Origin of the sequence: Sphingobacterium corticibacterium (assembly GCF_004208525.1) — a bacterium.
GTDB lineage: Bacteria > Bacteroidota > Bacteroidia > Sphingobacteriales > Sphingobacteriaceae > Sphingobacterium > Sphingobacterium corticibacterium.
The window spans coordinates 308086-329717 of the sequence record NZ_SGIT01000003.1 but is presented as its reverse complement, the minus strand read 5'-3'; the positions used below and the strand labels follow the sequence as shown (position 1 = coordinate 329717).

Below are 21632 nucleotides of genomic sequence, written 5' to 3'. Positions count from 1 at the left end.
TTGTTATATAACCCATATGAAGGAATGGGTATAAAATATAGAATATACATGGACGAGAATAGACCCGTAAAAATAAAAATCGAAGAACTGGTATTGATTTTTGGCAGAAAGAAAGAGAAGGCTTTGGAAATGCTGAAGCAAGGTAAAAGCAAAACGGAAATTCTGGAAGCTACACAGTGCACCGTAGGCGTGAACGGGGCAAGTTTTGAGATTTTTGAAAATGAATTCTTTGTGATCATGGGTCTATCGGGAAGTGGTAAATCTACCTTACTCCGCTGTCTGAACCGTTTGATTGAACCTACGGCCGGAAGTATTTATATCAATGGCGATGACATCACACGTAAAACGCATAAGGAGCTCTTGGATGTCCGGCGTACAGAAATGAGTATGGTGTTTCAGAAATTTGGGTTGCTGCCCCACCGCACTATTATAGAAAATGTTGCCTTTGGTCTGGAAATTCGTGGAGAGGATGCGGAAACGCGGAAAGAAAAGGCACAAAATGCATTGGACACGGTTGGTCTACGGGGTTTCGAGAATCAATTTCCGGCACAGCTATCCGGGGGTATGCAACAGCGGGTAGGGCTAGCCCGCGCATTGACGAACTCGCCCGAGGTACTCTTAATGGATGAGGCATTTTCGGCACTTGACCCACTCATTAAAACGGAAATGCAGGATGAATTGCTCGCCCTGCAGGAGAAGCTGAAAAAAACGATTGTATTCATTACCCACGATCTGGATGAGGCTATTAAATTAGGGGAGCGGATTGCGATTATGAAAGATGGTGTGATTGAACAGATCGGTACGGCGGAGGAGATCTTAACGAATCCGGCGACGGAATATGTGGAAGCATTTGTAAAAAAGGTGGACCGGAAGACGATCATTACAGCGGGAACCTTGATGCATGATAAACCGACCGTGGTGCGGCTAGGGAAGGATGGGCCGGAGGGAACACTGCGGAAAATGCGTGCAACGGGACTGGATGTGTTGCCCGTGGTGAACGACCAGGGGGTGTTTATGGGCTTTGTATGGGTGAAAGATGCGGTACAATCTGCGAAGGCGCAGGAGAAGACAGTGCATCGTATTTTACGGACGGATGTGCCCTCGGTAACAACTGAAGTCACCGTGGAGGAAATGCTACCGTTGATATCGGCAACGCGCTCGCCGATTGCCGTGGTGGACGGAGAAGAGAAGCGGTTGCTCGGCATTGTAACGCAAAACTCCCTGATCATCGAGGCAACACGTTTTGACGAACAGGATATCCAGGATTTGAAAGAACAAGCAAACAATAGTTAAAAAGGATGGAAAAAACGATAGATATAGGACAATATGTTGCGGTTGCGGTGAAATGGCTTACCGATAATCTAAGGCCTTTTTTTGATTTCATAAAGGTAACGGGAAATACGGGCATAGAGAGCTTGGAATGGGTTTTTGTGCAGACGCCATTTTATATCATGATCGCCTTATTTACGTTTATTGCCTGGAAGCAGGCGGGAAAGAGCATTGCACTGTTTACGGTACTGGGGTTTGCGCTTATCTACCTGATGGGCTTTTGGGAGGAAACGATGCAAACACTGGCGCTTATTCTCGCTTCGACCTTTATAGCATTGGTCTTTGCTGTGCCGCTGGGGATATGGGCGGCGAAAAGTCCGACCGCCAACCGCGTTATCCGTCCGCTGTTGGACCTCATGCAGACCATGCCGGCTTTTGTGTACTTGATACCAGCCGTCTTGTTTTTCAGCATTGGAAAGCTGCCGGGTGCATTTGCGACCATTATATTTGCGATGCCACCGGCTGTTCGCTTGACAACTTTAGGCATTGAACAGGTGCCGAAAGATGTATTGGAAGCGGCGCATTCGCTAGGTGCTACGTCTAAACAGATTCTTTTTAAGGTGGAGTTACCCTTAGCGATGAAGACCATTTTGACCGGTATTAACCAGACCATTCTCCTATCGTTGTCTATGGTTGTTATTGCCGGAATGATCGCTGCTGGTGGATTGGGCGAAAAGGTGTTGGAGGGAATCAATAACCTGGATATCGGTTTGGGATTTGAAAGCGGTTTGTCTGTGGTGATATTGGCTATCATACTTGACCGTATTACACAGGCTTTTGGTAATAAGGGATTATCTAAATAAGAGCGAAGCTATATGAACGGAAGAAAATGGATAGCGATCGTCATCTCGTGTGTTTGCCTGCTCGGCTGTGGAGACCGCCTGACCAAGCGTATCAGCATGGGCATGGTGGAAGGCTGGGCGGAAGGAAATGCCATGACGACAGTCGCACAGGAATATTTAAAGGAAAAAGGATACCATATCGTTATTCACAAAGCGGCACCGAATCTGCTATTGGCGTCCATGGATAATGGTGATACGGATATATTTATGAATGTATGGCTCCCCAAAACACATGGCGATAAGATTGCACCGTTTCATCGTATTCAAAGCGTCGCGACAAATTATGAAGGAGCGTTATTGGGACTCGTGGTGCCGGATTACGTGGAAATAAATTCGATTGAAGAACTGAATGCGAATAGCGATAAGTTCGACGGAAAGATCATGGGCATAGAAAGAGGTACCGGCATGGCTATTTATACGGACACGGTTATTCAGGAGTACGGCCTAAATTACCGGCAACTCAATTCCTCTATGGTGGCGATGGCTGCCGAACTGAATAAAGCTATCCAGGAGAAGCGGTGGATCGTGGTGACGGCATGGCAACCGCACTGGTTGTTCGGAAGGTTTGACTTGAAGTTTTTGGAGGATCCAAAGAAAATATATGGTGAGGTGGAACATATAGAGACGTTTGCCCGACAAGATTTTGAGAAAGATTTCCCGGAGGTTTACCGGTTCTTTCAGCATGCTTTTTTTGATGGCGAAATGATGTCAGACCTCCTGACCAGAATGGAAACCAGCACAAATCAAAAAGAAACCGCCCAACAATGGATAATGGAAAATAGATCCATGTTGGACGCTTGGTGGAATGGCATGTAGAATATTTGCTGCATTTACGCTCATTCTGTGCAGCTATTAACTAGCTTTTTTATAAGATGAAAGCTGCGCTTGTAAGAATTTGCGTGCATGGTGAATGCGAGTCTTTACCGTACCTTCCGGCATATTAAAATAAGCAGCAATCTCCTTGTATTTGTAGCCTTCGATATGCATATTAAAAATTTCACTGCTTTCTGGTGATAGTTTTTTTATCGCCGATTCGATATCATCCATCGTAAACTTTCCTTCGCTGTTATTTCGGCTAAACGGCTCGCTGCATCCCATGTCGCGTACTTCGCACATTTGTGCGTTTTCATAAGTTACTCTATTCTGATTACGGCGGTATTGATTTATGAACAAGTTTTTCATGATCACGTATAGCCAGGATAGAAGTTTCGGATTATTTTCATATTCATCTATGTGCTTTATAGATTTGACGAGTGTATCTTGTACCAAATCTTGGATATCATCGGGATCTTTTGTGAACTTTTTTGCAAACTGGGTAAGAATGGATTTGCTTTGCTCAATCTGCTGTTGTAATTGTATAGAAGTCATAGATAAGTGTATTTTAAGTTGATGCTAGTACTATTACAAAAGTGATGCTAAAATCGAGGGGTTCTCACTTTGGGGTAGTCTCACAACATAAAGCTGCGTAAAAACCACCGTAGCGCGTATTTATACGTTTTTTCGCTTAATTTGAGTAATATAAAACGCTCGGGCTTACTTTCATCCTTCGTTATAGCCCTTTTTTGATCGTTAATTATTTATTGTTTTTCAGTATAAATATTTGTTTGGGCGCATATTTTCATCTGATCCGCGTGTATTTTTATTTCTTTATTTGGATAGTACGTAGCTATTATGAGGTGTTAAAAGATACTTTGTTTTCTGTTTTTATAAACTTTTAATGAACTGTCGTGCTATTGAAGAGTATAAAAAGATGCTATTATAGGTATTGCTTCCTTAGTTTAGCGATAGTGTGATGTAAAGGTCGTCTTGCAAATAAGACGGCCTTTAATTTTTAAAACTTTTTGTCGATATCGCTGTTCATTTAGAGCACTAGCTATAGAAACTACAATAAAATAAGAAATACTATGTTACAAACACATAATTTATTGGTAAACGCGGCAAATAAGCTACTGCAGTTGTTAGCTAAGAGATATAATTATGACAAAGAGGTGCCGTCGATTTCTGATCTATCAGAATTCAAGGATAGGATCCTACATATTTCTTGGAATGAGGATGGTCGTGATTACGGAGGAGAGTGTATTTACATCTTTCTCGATGAAGAGATTGTTATAAATTTTGATAACCAGGTCTACCTTCATGTTAGCGAAAATTTTGTTGGCTTGAAAGAGTATTTCGAGGGAGGAAACCAGGTTTCTGCCTAGGTGATCTTCTTTCGAACGGTATTAAAGTTCCAGCATCAAAAAATCAATAAGGTTTTTTTGTAATATTACATCGTAATTATCTCCTGGTATCGGATCGTTGAATGTAATTATAAGTTTCATGTATACCGTAATAATGTCATTTGCAAAGCGACTATTTTGATTGTCGATTCCGATCAAGTAAATCCTGTGGCTATATATATTCAAGCATATGAAGGAGCTGGATGAAATGCCGAAATTTTTGGATAATCGGGTATTTGGACTTATGTTTGATATAGGAAAGATAGCAAACTATTCTCGCTGCGGAGGAGAGTGCGGGGTAGAGGGACGCAGCAAATTTAGCAGAAATAGACAAACTAAAATAAACGTATGCTTAACGATAGACAGATCAAAGAGATCGCTGATTCTTTGCTGCCGACTTTTATTCCGAAGAATGATGCAGAGACAGAACTGACCTTTAATTTCACCGTCCCGCCAAATCACACGTACAAGGTTTGGTATGAAAAGCGCCATACTACTTGGGTTTTTGTGAAATCTGAAAAAGTAAAGATTTAAATTCCTTAAAATTTTCTTTTTATCGAAGATAAAGAAATTGATGTTTCTATTTCTATAAGGGGTTTGCTTTGTTCAATAATGCCAAAAAGGTAAGCAGGCCGATTGCCTCTGTGTTATCCGCCATCGGAAATTGTTCTGAGCCATTGTATACGACAAATTTTCGGGTAGCACCTATGTCTTGGCAAGCCGGGTGAAAGCTTTTCTTCATGTGTATATACGTCTGTTCATTTCCGGCTAGACGAATAAAAACGATGTTCTTAGAAGAAAAAAATAATGAATAGTATCTAAAAGGGGTATGAACGGTTACGCAGAGCGGATGAATGGATCTAGGGCTACGAAAAATACTGTTCATGGGCTGTATGTGGCTATTCATTGTTTTTTTACGTTAAGCGAAAATAAACAACCAATTTCACACTGTGATCACGCTACTCCGATGGCCAGGGAGTAAAGCGATCTACTTAGGAAAAGTAGATGCTCAGTGCAAATATAAATCTTATAGAAATGGAACAGTTTATTTTAGAAATCCAATCTATTGCCGCAAGCGGTATCCAAACTTTCGACATTGGAGAAGGCTTTAGCCTTTTGAGTCAAGTGGGTGGTACCGGAAAATGTAATCTTTACTACATTTAAGGTAGAAGACCACTAATAAATGGCATCTAGATCGCCAAACTAGCCTGTTATTATAACAGGCTAGTCATTTAAACCTATTACACTTTTTAGCATGAAGAATAACCATAAATTATCCTTTTCTTTTTCAGAAGAGGCGGATACACGTGGACATAGTCCCACGTGGAATACCAGTGTAAGATTCGTTACGTTGCTCTATCACTGGGGCATAGTACATGATTATCCGCATCTTATCGAACTGATTGCCCTGCATCAAAACTGGTGTAAACAACCAAAATTTAAAGATGATTCCCGACTATTGGAGCAATTGGTAAAACAATGGCCCCCGGTTGATAAAAAACCGCGTATATGGGCTTGTTTTCATATAGGTCTATATGGGTTAATCCCCCGAGCAATACTCCTAAGAGATCGTGGTGTCGCGATCCTATTGAAAGATGAAGTTTTTGAAGAGCAACAAGATATGTATCTACTGTATTTTCAGAAAACATTCGGTCGCCAACCTGCCGATTCGGAATTGCGGTTTATCCGTAGCGGTGAACCCGATTGTTTGACACAGTTGAAAAGAAGTGTGACGGATGGATTGGATGTGATCTGTTTCGTCGATGGCAAAGAGGGGAGCACGGCATCGAAAGGCTGGACGGTGGTCAACCTGCATGATATGCCGATTCCTGTACGTTATGGTATCGCAGTGCTCAGCCGTTGGACGGGTGCAACAGTACAGCCTATTGTGTTTTCGCAGGTTCAAGGTGTACCCAAGGTACGTAGTCGATGGGATTTCCACCCGGTCACAACGAATCAATATCGATCCTTGATGCAATATTGTTATGATCTGTTACATGACCTTACGGCTGAGGAATGGATACAATGGGAATTTGCGCCATCATTTTTTGATAGCGTGATGGCGAATAGCAAAAAAAAGCAGAATGTGACGGCAAAGGAACAGGCGTGGTGGATCCCGATGATGACACCAAACGAATACCTATTAGTCGATGTAAGGTCTGGCCAGACGGTCGTTGTCTCCAAAGCGGAACATCAATACCTCTGTCGCAAAATCCAGCGACTCGTCGTGAAAATTCAATAAAGGAAGTCAAAAATCAGTTGTAACCTTTGCATTTTCCAAATAATTATGTTTTTTTACCAGTCCGACCTATTGAATTACTCGAATGAGAAACGTGTATCTTTTACGACCCTTTCCGAAGGCCGTCCATATCGTTATTTGGCTTTTTTATTTTGGCTGGATAAGTTACGGAAACGTCAGCCTACATGGTCCTGGCCACTGGAAAGTACTGCTGCTGGCCGTACCGTTAATGCTGGGGATCATTTATCTTAACCGCTATTGGCTTCGTAAACTCGTAGGCCGCGGAAAAATAAACAAAAAAACAATTATCTGGATGATGGTTGCTATACTGACGGTTGGTATTGTATTGTACCTAGCGCTATATGTCTGGCCCACAGCATTGATCCGGCTTGTCCTGCCCGAAGGGGCGGTCAAAGGTGTCTGGCTTTACTTTTTAGATTTTACGGCATTTTATTGGACGTTTGCATGGTATGGCATCGGCCTGGGATTGTTAGAGTTAGCCGTAAACATACTGAAGTGGGAGAGTTGTACGGCAGCGCACCGAAGGCTTCAGATATCGGCATACCAAAGGCAAGCAGAATTGAAAAGATGGCTGTCTCATTTTATGGGAAATATTGCTCAGCATATGTTGCAGATCATTTCAATCCGAGGGAAATCAATAGAAGCCTATCTTGCATTGAGTGGCCGCTGCGTGCGGTTAATGTCGCGGACAAATATGATGGTGCCGTTGGTAGAAGAGCTGCAGGATTTGACAAGACTAGCGGGCTTATTTGAAGACAAACCCATCCTATTGGATTTATCCATAGAAACGGAAGATTACCAAATTGTACCCATGATGTTGCTCGGGTTATTTAAAAATATGTGTAAACATGGTGAATTCGGTGAGGGAGCCCTACCGGCTGTGTTTACTGTAGTCGCTACGGTTGACAAATTGTGGATCTATACGCGAAATCAGGTAGCAGAACATTCGGCATGGCTTTACAAAGAAGGTGGGACGGGGTTAGATCAACTGGAGCGGTTACTGCATTTGTACTATGGGGAGAAGGCAACCTTGCACCATGAAACGGAAGGCGATCTGTTTAAATCGACATTGTCCATCGAGTATAGTAACGAGCATAAAATCAGATAGATAGATAAATATGAAGATTATTACTAAAAAGTTGAAAGTGCTAGTGATAGACGATGATCCTGTAGCGCTGAAGCTTATCGCAAATTATGTTAAAGCAACAGATGGTTTGGAGTTGATATGCCAGACAACGAATCCACGTAAGGGCATGGATGTACTCAAAAAAAGCGAGATCCACGTGATCTTTTTGGATATGGAAATGCCGGGTTTGAATGGTATGGAATTTTTGGCACATTTAAAAATAATTGCAGAGGATAATCCAAAAATCGCAGATGTTGCCGTCGTTGTATGCAGTGCTTACGATCGTTTTGCAGTGGACAGCTTTCATTATGACGCTGCAGATTATTTAGTGAAGCCGATTTTTTTTGAGCGCTATACTACGGCGGTAAAAAAAGTGAAGCAGAGGTGGCATCGGTTGAGCTTAAATATGCTCTCGTCAGATAACGACTGCCTGATGGTATACACCCAACAGGGTAGACTGTTCCGGAAATTGCGTTACGACGATATCCTCTACCTCGAGGCAAAAGATGAAAAAACATGGATATGGATAAGTCAGCGTGAATATTACGAAATTGATGACATACTAAAACATGTGCTGCTCCTACTACCTAGGGCAAGGTTTGCCCGGGTACACCGAAGTTATGCGATATCGTTGGCTCACTTTGAATTTATGAAAGGAAACGAAATTGGTATAAGAGGAACCTCGGCGAAAAACATAAAAATGGGAAGAACAGGCGATTATGAGCTCTTTAAGAACTGGCTTTCGGAAAACGCTGTTAAAGGACGATACATCGCGCATGCGGAAGACAACAAAAAATTATCGAATTAGTAAATGTCTTAATAAATATTCTTTATTTTTCGGTATAAAAAACAATCGCCGTCATCTTTCAAAGAAGTGACGGCGATTGTACTATATCATCGCGTAGCAATAGCTGTTATTTGGTCAATTTTCCAATACCTTTTACATACGTTGCTTCAATCTCTACACCTTTGGTGGCGGTAGCAGTAGGGATGTCTACTTCGTAGATATTCAACGAAGTTCCTACTTTTGCCGGTAAATAAGCTTTATCGCCATCCACAAAAGCTTCTTCCGAATAGGTATAGATAGGCGAATTTTGTACAGCGGTGATCTCTTTTTTTACTAAATCGACAATCGCATACCGAAGGTCGGTTTGATCCCACTGGCTGGTGGTTTCTTTTGTATATATTTGTGCCAATAACTTATTGTTGCCCACGTAAGTAGCCTTGATGATTTTACCGCCATTCGGGATACCAACAGTTTTGAAGTAGTAATCTTCGTCAAATTCATCCTCGCCTGCGTTAATGCGCAAGATAGCAGGATCTTTTAACGACTGCTGGTGGTCAAAACCATACCCAGCATGGAAGAGTGTATAAATATTGCCCGATTCCGTCACAAAAATACCCGAGCGTGTTAACGGGGCACCAGAAGGTCCGGTACGCGTATCGGTAATCACTTTCTGCAACTGGAAGTCTGGGTAGCTGTACACGGCTACGTAGTTGGTATTTACATTTGGTGTCGCCCAAGTCGAACTAATAGGGAACACCGTTTGGAAGGCCTGGTTTCCTCTAATTACCATACCCGAATGGCTCCAACCGTGATCGCCGTTTTCAGCTTTATACACATCCTGCACGGGAACGGTTGTTTTTTTGGTAATCGTATATCCATTGACATCGACGGTGAAGAATTCTACATTACCTTCATAACCGCTGGCCGCGTCCCGGTCTACCGTGACACCTAAGAGCGTCTTTCCGCCGTCCACATGCAGGTAGTCGTCTGCGCCATGATCGAAAACCAATCCTTTTTTTGCGGTAAGACGACTCTGATCATTGATATAATAAGCATCAACCCCCGTCAACCCTAGTCCGCCGATAGCATAAAAATAGTTGCCGATATTCGTGTATTCGCGATAACCTTCTTGTAAGATGCCATTATTGAGCAAGGAAATTTTACCACTTAAGAGGTCTTTGGTATGGACGATATAGTTCGTGGAGTTATTTTCGGCGTCCGTGATTCCTACACCTAGCACATAGGTGCTATTCCCTTCAATGATCGGCCCATCGTTATCATTAGGGCCATTATCGTCCTTTGTACAGGAACCCGCTGCTAGGGTAAAACCTAAGGCAAGAGCCACGTGGACATATTGTTTGATTGTTTTCATATCAATTAAAATTATTTGTGTATAAAATATCTAAGTTTTAAAGTGAAAGAACGCCCAGGCTTTTGTAACCTAAAATTGTCGAACAGCCGGCTGTCCGTCAGGTTATGGCATTCTACAGCGATGTTATATTTACCGTTCGCCAGGCTATAATCGGCCATAATATTATGCGCAATTTGTTGCGGTATCATGTCCGGGTTATTGGCTCCGAGCTGTTGTGGGGTGAGGTAATATTCCTCAATGAAATTCATAAAATAATGGATGTTGGCTATACGGCCGGCACCCCCGAAATCTTGCAAACGGATACCCAGATCAAAATTGCCAAAGAAATAGGGGATATTGGGAATTTTGTAACCATAATTCAGATTTCTGTCTTGGATCGTGCCACTGAGATTCTCCGAATAAATGAACTCCGTTTTATCGATGATGTTTTGATAGCTGACGTTGACGCTGCTATAAATTAAATGTTTCCAGTTATATTTTACTTCTCCTTCTATACCCGTGGTTTTCACATCGCCGACGTTGATGAATTTGCGTCCTGTCGGTCTGTTACGGGCTTGTTCCTGCCGGATATAATCTTCTGAATCTCGATAAATACCATTGACCTCTGCCTGGAAGTTGTGGTCGGCGTTTAAAGTAAACGCGTATAAGGCACCGAGATTGATATTATGACTTTTTTCGGGTCTTAAGGTTTCGTTTCGAGTCGTAAATAGTCCATCCCCCAATAATTCGGTCGGTTCGGGCAAACGATACGTATGTTCGTAGGACGCCTTCATTTGTAGCCGGGGAAGGAAGAAATAGGTGCCGGCGACACCATACCCTATATTATGCTGATTAGTAGATATCTCGACATAATTGGGCTCGTTGTTTTCAGATATATTTTCAAAAGACTCGGCATAAAGGGCATAGTACTTCGCAAATACATTTGTCCGTAAGGCGCCAAACCGGCTGTCGATGCCGAAACCGATGTTCTGTTTCTGCAAACGTTGGGGCATCTTATGCGCAACATTATCCGGTTGCTCCACATCACTCGATTTTCTGTTGAAGTCGGTCAACACGTAATTTAGTGCCAAGTCGTGGTTCTGATGAAGGGCATAGGAAAGGTTAGCGGTCAGCAATGCTTCGTGATCACGGTTGATCAGTTGCGTCCGGCTACGTTCGGCCCCGATGGTATTGGGTGTCGTTTCCTGCAACCAGTTATACACTAAGGCGACGGTATCGACCATGTTATTCCTGGACATATTATAGGCACCGTAGAGGTTAAAATCCAGTCCTTCCACAAAAAGGTTATCCTTTTTGTATTTCAGGGTGGGGATAACAGATGAACTGTTTCTGGTCATGGCCCCATAGACTTGTTCCATCACTACACCAGTCTGTATATCTTTATCATTAGTAGAAGCGAGTAAGCCTACAAATAATTGGTCTGCAAAGGCTTTGTCGCGCACGCCGACTTCAAACTGTCCGCCCAAAGACGCATAGCTATCGTGGAAGCGTTCGACTTCCTGCTCGGGCAGGTATTGATTGCCTCGGATAGGCTGGACATGTACCTTATAATTGTTGTCTGAATAATTGTAAAAGCTATTAAACCTAACCGCTAAGCCGGTGTTTTCGTTGGTATAGGCGCCATTTAAGCCAGCCCGGTGTGTATTGAACGACCCTAAGCTATAGGATACATCCAGAAAATTCGGATTGCTTCTCGTGATGACATTGATGGCTCCTCCTAAGGCATCGGCTCCCAGTGTTATCGGAACGACCCCTTTATAAACTTCTACCCTTTCCGCCATCGTGGCTGGGAAGTTATTTAAGGCGAGTGCCGATCCAAAATTATCCATAGGTATACCGTCCAGAAAAAACTTCAGCGATTTGCCGCTGAATCCGTTTAAGGAAAACCTAAAATCTGAACCCAATCCGCCGTCTTCCCGTATACGGATGCCGGTTGTCCGTGTCAGCAACTTGTTCAGATCCTGCGAGGAGTTAAAATGCTGCTTGGTCTCGATAACGTTGACATTGAACGGTAGTTCCTTCGTCTCTCTCGATTCTGTCTTGTGCAACACCTCGACTTCTGATATCTTCTCTTGCCGTACCACGGTTTTCGTGGTATCCTGGGCGGCTGCTATTTGTACATCTGCAAGGAGTAGGAGAAATAGCAACGCGAGTAGACGGGGTGTCTTTTTGTGTAGATCGCGTGTTTTCATGTTCATTTTTCTGTGTCATTTCGTCACAGAGTTCTTATATTTGCGCCAAATATAGTTATTATTTAGACTTGTTGTAAATAAAAACAACGGTTTTATTAAAAAAATATGGGTGTAAGGAAAAAAGGGAAATCATCATTCCGTAAGGTAAACGACTGGTTACATTTGTGGTTGGGCTTAGTCTCGGGCATCATTGTATTCATCGTGAGCATTACCGGATGTTTTTATGCTTTTCAGCAGGAAATTAAAGATATGCTGGAGCCTTGGCGCTTCGTGGAAGAAAGAAGTATGCCACTTGTTCCACCCAGCCAACTGTTAGATACAGCGGCTAAATATATGCCCAATCGGCAACCTACGGGGTTGACCTACAGTCATGCTACCGGAGCGGCAGCCGTGGGTTACGGTGGGATGGTGGAGGGAAAGCATACCTTTTCTGTTGTCTTCATGGACCCATATACGGGGGAGTTTCTAAAAAAGCAGACGCCCGTAGGAGGAGAAGAGTTTGATTTTTTTCGTTTTATCATTGACGGGCACCGAGCCTTATGGATGCCCTACGAAATCGGTCGTCCTATTGTTGGCATAGCTACATTAGTTTTTGTTATATTATTATTCACGGGACTGATTATGTGGTGGCCCAAACGCTGGAACAAGAAAAACCGGGATAAGAGTTTTAAAATCAAATGGAAAGGTACGTTTAAGCGGGTAAATTATGATCTGCATAATGTATTAGGATTCTATACGCTCCTTTTTGCCTTCATTCTTGGTGTCACCGGACTAGTATGGAGCTTCACTTGGTTTGATCAAGCGGTATATTATATTGCCTCAGGTGGAGAAGTAAAACAGGGGCATCATCACCCCCACTCGGATCTGCGCAATAAGGATATGGTTTGGTCTGACGCCATGAGTCCGCTGGATAAAGCTTGGTACCTTACCTTGGAGCAGACGGATGAAGTGGAGGGGATGTACATGACGCCTTACCCTAGCGATGACGATGATCCGATCGATATCACCGTGTATCACCTGAATGGTGCTTGGTATGACCATAGCGAATATTTTTATGACCGGTACACGTTGGAGCCGCTGGAAATGGAAGGAAGTAAATATCGTGAGGCATCTTTTGCGGACAAGTTGTCCATGATGAACTACGATCTCCATATCGGCTCGGTAGGCGGTTTGCCCGGCAAAGTGTTTGCTTTTTTGATCAGTTTGGTTTGTGCCAGTTTGCCTATTACGGGTTTTTTGGTGTGGTGGAATAAGAAAAAACCTGCCAAGACGAAGCAAAAGTATCCCAAATCAAACATCTAACTTATCAGGACGCTACAGTACAGTAGTCTGTTTTATATACGGTATATTCGCTATATAACAACATTATATACCGTATGACATCACCTTGTAAACTAGTTATTGTAGGTTGCTTAATTGCAAATGCGCTTTGTTTAGCCGCTTTTGCGCAAAACCAAAAGGAACTCATTGTACGTGAGATACACGAGGGACCCATCATTGACCACCGCCATCCAGACGTCATTGCCAGTGGGAACAAATCGGGGTTTGAAACCGGCCAATTTGTAAAATTGGGAGACACCTACCATATGTTTATCAATGAAATGTTTGACCGACCACATCGGGATATGCGAATTTCCTATTGGACCAGTACCGATGCGATAAACTGGAATCGAAAATCGACCATTGTAGAGAGTATTCCGGGTAGAACGCCCTTTAACCCGCGTTCGGAAGTCTGGGTAACGGGTGTTGAATTCAACGATGAGGAAAATGCCTGGAATATCTTTTACGTAGCTTATAGAGCGGGTGACAAAGAAAAAGGAGAGATAGAAGCAAACGATTATGAGGGACGTATCTGGCGGGCAAAATCTGTCATTCCCGGTATCGACGGTATAGCTGGTCCATACGCTGATATGGCGATTGTTCTGCAGCCGGATGAAAATAGCCAATCTTGGGAGGGGCAGCAAGCTGTCGCAGCATTCAATCCCTATCGTGTGGGTGATAAATGGTATGCTTTTTACGATGGGCATAACCATGTCCCAAGAGGAGATTGGCCGTTAGGGATGGCAACTGCACCTACACTAAATGGTCCTTGGACACGTATGCCCGAAGGGCATAACCCCGTACCGATATCACCGGAGTTTAACGAAAATGTACAGGTCACAGAACTCAAATCAGGAGGTTATCTCGCCATTTTTGATTCCTTTGGTGATCATGAGATCGCGTATAGCCAGTCGATAGATGGTATTCATTGGGATAAAGAGACGCGGTTAAAAATACAATCCGATAACAATCTATGGGCAGACGCCGGCGACCACGCCACCCGTACACCACTAGGTGCCGTAGAGGAAGAGGATGGTACCTTCACGGTAGTATATACGGCTCGGTACGATAAAGATGGCCGCGTATTCTTTGGATTAGGCCGGGTTGTGCTCGCCTGGAAGTAACGGGCAGAAATGAAGCCAGTCGCTCTCGTCTTGATAGTCAACAACAAGTTCTGCATGGTTGCGAAGCGTTAAATTGGACGCTAACTGTGCCACATCCAGCTGCATGTTGTACAGACAATTTTCAACTAGATCCTTGCGGAATCCTTTGTCTTGCAGATCAAGCACATATTGTGTGTTGACCAATCGGGCAATTATTTTTCCCAGATCGACTAATTTTCGTTGAACCAAGTTATCGCTCAACGTAAATTGTAGATGCTCCCGAAAATGAGGAACGGCTTTTTCTGTTTGCGGTAAAGTAGCTAGCGATTGGTAAAGGGAGCTTTCTTTTTGGCGCTTCATGCGTTTTAAAACGATTTCTGCGATTTGTGTGTAAAGCATCTCGTTCGATCCTTCGAAGATCTGGAACGGCCTGCTGTCGACAATTCCCCTGCCGGCAATGTGGCTGATTTTGTAGCCGTTAGCGCCGGAAACCTGCAAACAAAGCTGTGCGGACTCCTGCATCAAATCAGTTACCAAAGCTTTCATGCTGTTGGCTTCGAGACCTTCGGTAGCTAAGTTGTGTTCGATACCGCTGATATCACTGCTTCGGGCACACATACCAGAACAGATCGTGAAAGCTGTTTGTATTCTCGAAAGTTGAAATTGTACGGAGTCCAAGGCTAAGAGATTCCCTGCGCCTACCATACGGGTGGTACAATGTTGAAGCGCTTCATCCAGCATACGTTTTATAAAGCCCATGCCCATACCCGGGAATTGCAATCGGCTTCGGTGCAAGATATCCAACATCATCTTGATGCCGGTACTTTCTGGTTGTAGACGTTGATAGCTAGGAACTTCCACGTCAATCACGTTCATGCCGTACGGAATCATATATAAACCGAGGTTGCTGTATAGCTTTTCTACTGTAATACGTTGGTTGGTGTCTGCATTGTTGGTGACAAAAAAGTCGACATCACGCGCTAATTCACCATCTGCCAATTCTTTTCTGGCAGCTACGAGCCAATAGTCGGCTTGCCCGGTCAATCCCTGCCAGTGTTTCCGCCCACGGACAGCATAGCCCTCGTCTATGCTGCGGTAGGAAGTCCGCATGTTCAGCGCATCGCTTCCATAATCTGGCTCCGTGATCATAAGCCCGCCCATCCGGTGTCCTGTTAAGAATTCCGGAAAGATTTTTTCTTTGATTTTGTGGTCGCCATATTTGGCAAGAGGTTCTAAAAATAAAGCGATGTTGATACCAAATGTGAGAGACAAAGGAAGAGACTCATAAGAAGCTGCGGAAAGAATGCTCAAACACTCTTTAACAATGCCTCCACGACCACCGTATTCGGTCGGGACCGCTACAGCAAGGGGATGGGTATCCATGATATCGCGCCATACGTGGGGAGGCAGACCACGGTCATGACTCAATTCATTGATGTCTTGTTGTTCATGAAACACCCGCTTGAGTGCTTGATTAAACCTTGCTATAAATACCGACAGCTCTTCCTTACCTAGCTCCATGTAACGCTTTTTTATTAAATGTCCTGAACAGCAAATATATCTGTTTTTTTACGAAATTGTGATTTGTTAGGTGAAATAGACGATTATTTTTATCAACCTCTATTTGTAATTGTTCTAAATAAATATCTATATTTATCGCCCAAATGGAATCTGTAAACGATAGCGGTTATGTAATTGATGAAAAGACATTCAATGTACTGTATGACGCGCATTGGCGGGACTTGCTTCGTTATGCCTATCATTTTTGTGGTGATTTGACGATTGCGGAAGAACTGGTTCAGGATGTGTTCCTATCGGTTTGGCAACGGCGGAAAACCATTGGCCGTGTAGACAACCAATTTGATCGTTATCTCCGGCAGGCTATTCGTTATAAAATCATCGATACGCAGCGTACGAAGGCGAACGAAAAGAAATACGAATGTGAACAATATGTAAACCCGGCTACAACGATTTCCAATCAAACAGAAGAGACCATCCTATTTGACGACTTAAACGAACAAATCGATCGGCTGCTTGATCAATTACCGGCTAAATGTCACGAAGTGTATAAACTGAACAGGAAGCACGGCATGGATAAAAAAGAAATTGCCGATGCCTTGTCTTTATCCGAAAAGACTGTTGACCATTACCTGTATAATGCGCTCATGTATTTACGGCTGCACCTTTCTAAATAATTTTTTTGCTCTTATAATGAGTGCGTTGTGACTTTTTTCCATTTTTTATATGGGAAAAAATGAATCTCGTACGATATGTTATATGATGGGGATGAAAATTACACCTTCTTTGATCAGGAAATATCAGCAAGGAAAATGTTCGCCGGAAGAACAACATGCCGTAGAACATTGGCTTGAATTCGGGGAAGATGATTCCAGAACGGATGATTTGGAAAGCTTTTCGGAAATTCGGGATGAGGAAGAAATTGGTGTTCGGATGCGGAAGCAGCTTCAGGAAGCGATTAAACACGAGCACAAAGAAAATACACAAGCGGACGATAAGTTGGCCGATGCAAAAGGAAGAAGAACGATATGGATGTATCTTGCTCCGGTGGCAGCCGCAGTGGTATTGCTGTTGTTCGGATATCTGTTTTTTCCTAAAGACGACTTTAACCGTTTATCTGTAGGAGATATACTGCAATCGGAAACATATGATACGCTGCGAACCGACTTCGGACAGAAAGCTAAAATAGTGTTATCTGATGGAAGTACAGTATATTTAAATGCCGGAAGCAGATTGGTATATCCGAAGAAATTTGCCGTATCTTCCCGTCAGGTATTTTTGGAGGGAGAGGGGTTTTTTGAAATTGCGGCACAGAACGGAAAACCATTTTTGGTTCATACTGCCCATACCTGTACCGAAGTGTTGGGCACGAAGTTTAACTTATGCAGTTTTGCAGAGGAACAGCGTACTTATCTCGATGTCGAGGAAGGAAAAGTTAGGTTTACCGCCCGAGATAGTCGGGACACCTTATTATTATTTGCGCATGAAGCGGGTGTTCACGAAGGACAGACCATAAAGGACTATAGCGGAGCAGACAAGCAAGGTAACTGGAGAAATGGTTACTTGATATTCGATAACCAAACGCTTCAAGAAATCGTCCCTATACTCGAACGTTGGTATGGCGTTACTATTACACTTACAGACCGTAAATTAGCGTCGTATCGTATGCGGGGACACTATCACCACGCTTCCGTGCATCAGATACTCGACGATCTGGCTTATGCAACTGGAATTCACTTTCATATAACTGAAAAATCAATACGCATTTATCCCTAAAAAATCAACCATGCATCCTACATAAAACACCTTCATAACAAATATATCCCGGACCGCAGTCGCCAAACATAGATCCGGGAAGTTGTTTATTCGACCATTAACGCTTAATTAACAATCAAAAAACAGTTATCAAAAATATGTATTATTTATCATGGAATACGTGGAACGGCATAAAATATAAGGTTTGTGCTACGTTTATTCTCTTATTTATCCTAATTTTCAACGTCGCTGGACAGGAAAATTTGCTTCAGAAAAAAATTAGCATCGAACTTCAAAACGTCAAACTTTCTGAAGCGATCAAAGTCATTGAAACAGAAGCTAAATGTAGTATAGTCTACAGCGGGACCTTTGTAGATGTAGATCGTATCGTGACTATACGGGCTAATAACCTTCCTGTCAGTGATGTACTAGGGCAATTATTCGGTAATTTAGATAATGCGATAAAAGTCCGCGGCAACCAAATTACACTCCGACGCCCGCTGGGAACGGATACCACCACCATAAATTTTAAAGTAGACGCCTTACAGTTGGATGAAGTCGAGGTTTTCGGCGAACGTAATCAACAGCCAGATAAATTGGATGCGATTACGCGGCTTCCACTGAAGCCATCTGATCAAATCCAGAGTATCTCGATCATTTCCGAAAAACTTATTCGCCAACAGGGGGTGCTCACTATCCGTGATGGTGTGCAGAATGTTCCAGGGGTATATACGTTTTCCACCTATAATAATACGAAAGAAAGTATTGCCTCGCGTGGTTTCCGCGGTATTCCGACCTTGAAAAACGGTGTTCGGGTTTATGAAGATGGATTGGGACAAGGGTTTATTACGGATATGGAAGGTGTAGAAAGCATACAGGTGTTGAAGGGATCCAATGCCATTACACAGGGGCTTTCTGCAGATGTCGGTAACTCGGGTGGTGTGGTGAATATTGTTACAAAAGTGCCAAAATTCGAAAATACCGGTTATGTATCCATGCGCGCCGGTAGTTGGGGCCTACTTCGCCCGGCTTTTGATGTACAGGGTGTAATAAATGAAGAGAAGACTTTAGCTTTCCGGATCAACGGTGCCTATGAAAATAGAGGAAGTTACCGGTCGGTGATAGACGGACAAAAAATGTATGTTAATCCATCACTAGCATGGAAACCCGATAGTAAAACACAGGTTTTTCTGGAACTGGACTACTTGAACGATAGCCGGACGCCCGATGCGGGAACCGTGAATCTGGGAGATATGGGTACAAATGCTATTTATCGTCTGCCTTATGATAGCTACCTCGGTTTCGAAAACGATCGTTATACGACCAAAAACATGACGTATACATTACGCCTTAATCGTAAAATGACTGATCAGCTCAGCTTGCGTGTTGCGTATTTCGGGTCGACGTTAAAAACGACCAACCAGAGCGTTTATCTCGCAACTGTACGAGATACGGACGCTAATATCAGAGCCCGCAGTATTATCGGATCTACAGTAGAAAACAATAACTCTACGCTCCAGGTAGATTTGGTGGGTACGGATATTTATACCGGTGGACTGTCTCATACGTTGCAGGTGGGGTTTGATTATAAAGCGAGTACGATCAGGACCTTTTTGCCTTCCAACAATTTATTGCGTATCGATACCGTCAATATTTTTGAAAACCCCACCAATGTGCTACCAACAAACAGCCGTTTGCAATGGAATGGCATAGCGGTTAATGATGTATTGATCAATTCGTACGGGATCATGGCACAGGATGTGGTATCGATTGGTAATTATATCAAGGCAGTTTTAGGGTTGCGCTACAGTGCCTCCGAGACACAAAGTAATGCGGTTTATGGGACAACCCGCGGCGATGCCTGGAATCCGCAGGTCGGCGTTGTTGTTTCACCATGGAAAGGCTTAAATGTATTTGGATCGTATACCAGCAACACGAATATAAATGCAACAGGCATTATCGACCGGGAGGGTAAACCGTTGGGGCGGTCACGCTATGACCAGTTCGAAGTAGGAGCAAAAACGCAGTGGCTCAACGATCGTCTGCGCTTTAACCTGACCTTGTATAAAATCAACAACCATAACTTGCCGATGCAGATCTATGAAGGTAATATTCCTACACCTTTTTATGAAAAGGGAGGTAACGATGAACGTAAAGGTGTGGAAGTTGAGTTGACCGGTAGACCGCTGCCGCAGCTGGATGTTATAGCCGGCTACGCGTATATCGATGCCCGATACAAAGATCATACGTTGTATTATTTTGATTCGGCCCCGTTGAATACACCGAAGCATACGTATAATGTATATGTAAATTATTTGGTAGACAGGGGAGCCTTAAGAGGCTTTTCTTTAGGGGCAGGTGCCTACTACATCGGCAAAAGACCAATCAGTGACTGGTCTAGGGTTGTCGATGAAATGCATGGTATCCAGCCGGGCCTCAAACCTTTTGATATAGCGGCCTATACCACTGTAAACATACAGGCTGGTTATGGTTTTTCAAAGCATTGGGATCTTCGTCTTTTTTTCAACAATGTATTTAATGAAATTGGATTCAATGCTTACCGGACGCTCTATATCAACCAGACTGATCCACGTAATTTCTCGGCAATACTGACCTATAAGTTTTAAGAGAAATATGTTAGGATACGTAAAATTTATCCACCGCTGGCTCGGGCTTTTATCCGGGCTGGTGGTTTTTATTGTGGGTGTTACCGGTGCTTGTTTGGTCTTTGAAGTAGATATCCTGTTGTGGGGTAAATCGCATGTATTTGTAGAACCTCAAAAAGATGTGTTTATCTCCCCGGATATTATACTGGACAGCGCCAAGGCACACTTATCCACCGAAATACCTGCAGCTAGTATTTGGTACGGAACACCCGACCGTAGTGCCCGCGTCACATTTTCGGACAGCCAAAATCAGGAGAAGACGGAAGTTTTTATCAATCCGTATACCGCGGCATATATGGGAAGCGAAGTGACGAATGAGGAAGATCATCACGCTGGTTTTTTCCATTTCATGGAGGAGGGACATATTCATTTGTGGTTGCCAGAAGAGATAGGGCGACCTATCGTGGGTTATGGTACCGTTGTTTTTGTGATCATTTTGCTCACAGGGATTATTTGGTGGTACCCGAAAAAATGGACGAAGGGAACGGTACGGAAATCATTCTTTATCAAATGGAATGCACGTGTAAAAAGATTTACTATAGACCTGCATAATGTTCCTGGTTTTTATACCATGCTGGTCGCACTTGTATTGGCTATTACAGGACTATATTTCAGTTTTCCGGTTATTGGTAAGATAACCTATTGGATGGCGTCTGGTGGAGAAGAACAGATTCAGGTGCAGTTTCCTTCTTCCGACACGACATCTATCGGGAATAAAACAACCGAAGAAATGTTGCAGCATATTTGGAATCGACATTACACTCCATCCGAGCCGTCATCTCTGAAACAGATTTTTATCAGTATCCCTTCTGGTTCTGCTACGCCCTGGATAGTGGCACTTAATGCGCATAAAATAAGCTCCCATACCGTTGATTTGAGGTTTTACGACAAATACACTGGTCATGAATTATTCAAACGTAATAAGGAGACGGGGGAAATTCTTCATCGGGATATCGCGTATAGATCTATGCTTTACCATTATAATATACATTTGGGACGTGTTGGCGGTCGATTTACACAATGGTTAATGTTTGCCGTATCGCTCGTATGCGCCTCCTTACCGATCACCGGTTTCATGATTTGGTATCAGCGCCGGTGGGGTAAAAAGAAATTCACCAAATTGAAATCGCCCATCTAACGGGG

General features: G+C 43.2%; 20 protein-coding genes. 15 read left to right on the top strand and 5 right to left on the bottom strand.

Annotated features, from left to right (window positions below):
• Positions 1 to 48: 48 nt before the first annotated feature.
• The 3 genes from EWE74_RS16230 to EWE74_RS16220 are packed head-to-tail and all read left to right on the top strand — an operon-like array spanning position 49 to position 2987.
• Positions 49 to 1293, top strand: a complete 1245-nt coding sequence (locus EWE74_RS16230; RefSeq protein WP_130142669.1) for a quaternary amine ABC transporter ATP-binding protein — start codon at positions 49 to 51, stop codon at positions 1291 to 1293.
• A gap of 5 nt (positions 1294 to 1298) precedes the next feature.
• Positions 1299 to 2132: an ABC transporter permease gene (locus tag EWE74_RS16225; RefSeq protein ID WP_130142667.1), complete on the top strand. Its 834-nt coding sequence runs from the start codon at positions 1299 to 1301 to the stop codon at positions 2130 to 2132.
• Positions 2133 to 2144: 12 nt separating this feature from the next.
• Positions 2145 to 2987: a glycine betaine ABC transporter substrate-binding protein gene (locus tag EWE74_RS16220; RefSeq protein WP_130142665.1), complete on the top strand. Its 843-nt coding sequence runs from the start codon at positions 2145 to 2147 to the stop codon at positions 2985 to 2987.
• Positions 2988 to 3023: 36 nt separating this feature from the next.
• Here EWE74_RS16220 and EWE74_RS16215 read toward each other — a convergent pair whose 3' ends face one another.
• Positions 3024 to 3539 carry an RNA polymerase sigma factor gene (locus tag EWE74_RS16215; RefSeq protein WP_130142663.1) on the bottom strand — a complete coding sequence of 172 codons (516 nt, stop codon included), beginning with the start codon at positions 3537 to 3539 and terminating at the stop codon, positions 3024 to 3026.
• A gap of 536 nt (positions 3540 to 4075) precedes the next feature.
• Here EWE74_RS16215 and EWE74_RS16210 point away from each other — a divergent pair.
• A complete protein-coding gene (locus EWE74_RS16210; protein WP_130142662.1) occupies positions 4076 to 4372 on the top strand; it encodes a hypothetical protein in 297 nt (98 codons plus the stop codon).
• Positions 4373 to 4738: 366 nt separating this feature from the next.
• Entirely contained in the window at positions 4739 to 4924 is a 186-nt protein-coding gene (locus tag EWE74_RS16205) for a hypothetical protein (RefSeq protein WP_130142660.1), read from the top strand.
• 52 nt (positions 4925 to 4976) lie between these two features.
• Here EWE74_RS16205 and EWE74_RS21120 read toward each other — a convergent pair whose 3' ends face one another.
• Entirely contained in the window at positions 4977 to 5132 is a 156-nt protein-coding gene (locus tag EWE74_RS21120; RefSeq protein ID WP_165384746.1) for a hypothetical protein, read from the bottom strand.
• A gap of 293 nt (positions 5133 to 5425) precedes the next feature.
• On the opposite strand from EWE74_RS21120, the gene EWE74_RS21455 reads away from it, so the two are divergent.
• The 4 genes from EWE74_RS21455 (at position 5426) to EWE74_RS16185 (ending at position 8584) form a co-directional block, all read left to right on the top strand.
• The gene (locus EWE74_RS21455; RefSeq protein WP_262708774.1) at positions 5426 to 5554 is read left to right on the top strand and encodes a hypothetical protein; all 129 of its coding nucleotides are present in this window, start codon (positions 5426 to 5428) and stop codon (positions 5552 to 5554) included.
• A 91-nt stretch (positions 5555 to 5645) separates the two neighbouring features.
• Positions 5646 to 6632 carry a hypothetical protein gene (locus EWE74_RS16195; RefSeq protein WP_130142656.1) on the top strand — a complete coding sequence of 329 codons (987 nt, stop codon included), beginning with the start codon at positions 5646 to 5648 and terminating at the stop codon, positions 6630 to 6632.
• 82 nt (positions 6633 to 6714) lie between these two features.
• Positions 6715 to 7758 (top strand): LytS family sensor histidine kinase, encoded by a 1044-nt coding sequence (locus EWE74_RS16190; protein WP_130142654.1) that lies wholly within the window; start codon positions 6715 to 6717, stop codon positions 7756 to 7758.
• Between the two features lie 10 nt (positions 7759 to 7768).
• A complete protein-coding gene (locus EWE74_RS16185; protein ID WP_130142652.1) occupies positions 7769 to 8584 on the top strand; it encodes a LytR/AlgR family response regulator transcription factor in 816 nt (271 codons plus the stop codon).
• A 106-nt stretch (positions 8585 to 8690) separates the two neighbouring features.
• On the opposite strand, the gene EWE74_RS16180 is transcribed toward EWE74_RS16185, so the two are convergent.
• Both EWE74_RS16180 and EWE74_RS16175 read right to left on the bottom strand, forming a co-directional pair.
• Positions 8691 to 9935 carry a DUF4374 domain-containing protein gene (locus tag EWE74_RS16180; RefSeq protein ID WP_130142650.1) on the bottom strand — a complete coding sequence of 415 codons (1245 nt, stop codon included), beginning with the start codon at positions 9933 to 9935 and terminating at the stop codon, positions 8691 to 8693.
• An 11-nt stretch (positions 9936 to 9946) separates the two neighbouring features.
• Positions 9947 to 12133, bottom strand: coding sequence for a TonB-dependent receptor domain-containing protein (locus tag EWE74_RS16175; RefSeq protein WP_130142648.1), 2187 nt, complete (start codon positions 12131 to 12133; stop codon positions 9947 to 9949).
• Between the two features lie 99 nt (positions 12134 to 12232).
• Here EWE74_RS16175 and EWE74_RS16170 point away from each other — a divergent pair, with 99 nt between their 5' ends.
• Both EWE74_RS16170 and EWE74_RS16165 read left to right on the top strand, forming a co-directional pair.
• Positions 12233 to 13429, top strand: a complete 1197-nt coding sequence (locus EWE74_RS16170; RefSeq protein WP_130142647.1) for a PepSY-associated TM helix domain-containing protein — start codon at positions 12233 to 12235, stop codon at positions 13427 to 13429.
• A 74-nt stretch (positions 13430 to 13503) separates the two neighbouring features.
• Positions 13504 to 14571, top strand: coding sequence for a glycoside hydrolase family protein (locus EWE74_RS16165; protein WP_130142645.1), 1068 nt, complete (start codon positions 13504 to 13506; stop codon positions 14569 to 14571).
• Here EWE74_RS16165 and EWE74_RS16160 read toward each other — a convergent pair.
• A complete protein-coding gene (locus EWE74_RS16160; protein ID WP_130142643.1) occupies positions 14542 to 16071 on the bottom strand; it encodes an acyl-CoA dehydrogenase family protein in 1530 nt (509 codons plus the stop codon). The two genes, EWE74_RS16165 and EWE74_RS16160, sit on opposite strands and share 30 nt — an antisense overlap.
• A gap of 143 nt (positions 16072 to 16214) precedes the next feature.
• Between EWE74_RS16160 and EWE74_RS16155 the strand changes: the two genes are divergently transcribed.
• The 4 genes from EWE74_RS16155 (at position 16215) to EWE74_RS16140 (ending at position 21627) form a co-directional block, all read left to right on the top strand.
• Complete coding sequence (locus EWE74_RS16155; RefSeq protein WP_130142641.1) at positions 16215 to 16745, top strand: RNA polymerase sigma-70 factor; 531 nt, start codon at positions 16215 to 16217, stop codon at positions 16743 to 16745.
• A 49-nt stretch (positions 16746 to 16794) separates the two neighbouring features.
• A complete protein-coding gene (locus EWE74_RS16150; RefSeq protein ID WP_130142640.1) occupies positions 16795 to 17844 on the top strand; it encodes a FecR family protein in 1050 nt (349 codons plus the stop codon).
• Between the two features lie 137 nt (positions 17845 to 17981).
• Entirely contained in the window at positions 17982 to 20450 is a 2469-nt protein-coding gene (locus EWE74_RS16145; RefSeq protein ID WP_130142638.1) for a TonB-dependent siderophore receptor, read from the top strand.
• A gap of 7 nt (positions 20451 to 20457) precedes the next feature.
• Entirely contained in the window at positions 20458 to 21627 is a 1170-nt protein-coding gene (locus tag EWE74_RS16140; protein ID WP_130142636.1) for a PepSY-associated TM helix domain-containing protein, read from the top strand.
• Positions 21628 to 21632 lie beyond the last annotated feature (5 nt).

Coding starts and splice junctions, on each gene's coding strand:
- EWE74_RS16230 (WP_130142669.1), top strand. CDS start 49: ATGGACGAGAATAGACCCGTAAAAATAAAAATCGAAGAACTGGTATTG.
- EWE74_RS16225 (WP_130142667.1), top strand. CDS start 1,299: ATGGAAAAAACGATAGATATAGGACAATATGTTGCGGTTGCGGTGAAA.
- EWE74_RS16220 (WP_130142665.1), top strand. CDS start 2,145: ATGAACGGAAGAAAATGGATAGCGATCGTCATCTCGTGTGTTTGCCTG.
- EWE74_RS16215 (WP_130142663.1), bottom strand. CDS start 3,539: ATGACTTCTATACAATTACAACAGCAGATTGAGCAAAGCAAATCCATT.
- EWE74_RS16210 (WP_130142662.1), top strand. CDS start 4,076: ATGTTACAAACACATAATTTATTGGTAAACGCGGCAAATAAGCTACTG.
- EWE74_RS16205 (WP_130142660.1), top strand. CDS start 4,739: ATGCTTAACGATAGACAGATCAAAGAGATCGCTGATTCTTTGCTGCCG.
- EWE74_RS21120 (WP_165384746.1), bottom strand. CDS start 5,132: ATGAAGAAAAGCTTTCACCCGGCTTGCCAAGACATAGGTGCTACCCGA.
- EWE74_RS21455 (WP_262708774.1), top strand. CDS start 5,426: ATGGAACAGTTTATTTTAGAAATCCAATCTATTGCCGCAAGCGGTATC.
- EWE74_RS16195 (WP_130142656.1), top strand. CDS start 5,646: ATGAAGAATAACCATAAATTATCCTTTTCTTTTTCAGAAGAGGCGGAT.
- EWE74_RS16190 (WP_130142654.1), top strand. CDS start 6,715: ATGAGAAACGTGTATCTTTTACGACCCTTTCCGAAGGCCGTCCATATC.
- EWE74_RS16185 (WP_130142652.1), top strand. CDS start 7,769: ATGAAGATTATTACTAAAAAGTTGAAAGTGCTAGTGATAGACGATGAT.
- EWE74_RS16180 (WP_130142650.1), bottom strand. CDS start 9,935: ATGAAAACAATCAAACAATATGTCCACGTGGCTCTTGCCTTAGGTTTT.
- EWE74_RS16175 (WP_130142648.1), bottom strand. CDS start 12,133: ATGAACATGAAAACACGCGATCTACACAAAAAGACACCCCGTCTACTC.
- EWE74_RS16170 (WP_130142647.1), top strand. CDS start 12,233: ATGGGTGTAAGGAAAAAAGGGAAATCATCATTCCGTAAGGTAAACGAC.
- EWE74_RS16165 (WP_130142645.1), top strand. CDS start 13,504: ATGACATCACCTTGTAAACTAGTTATTGTAGGTTGCTTAATTGCAAAT.
- EWE74_RS16160 (WP_130142643.1), bottom strand. CDS start 16,071: ATGGAGCTAGGTAAGGAAGAGCTGTCGGTATTTATAGCAAGGTTTAAT.
- EWE74_RS16155 (WP_130142641.1), top strand. CDS start 16,215: ATGGAATCTGTAAACGATAGCGGTTATGTAATTGATGAAAAGACATTC.
- EWE74_RS16150 (WP_130142640.1), top strand. CDS start 16,795: ATGGGAAAAAATGAATCTCGTACGATATGTTATATGATGGGGATGAAA.
- EWE74_RS16145 (WP_130142638.1), top strand. CDS start 17,982: ATGTATTATTTATCATGGAATACGTGGAACGGCATAAAATATAAGGTT.
- EWE74_RS16140 (WP_130142636.1), top strand. CDS start 20,458: ATGTTAGGATACGTAAAATTTATCCACCGCTGGCTCGGGCTTTTATCC.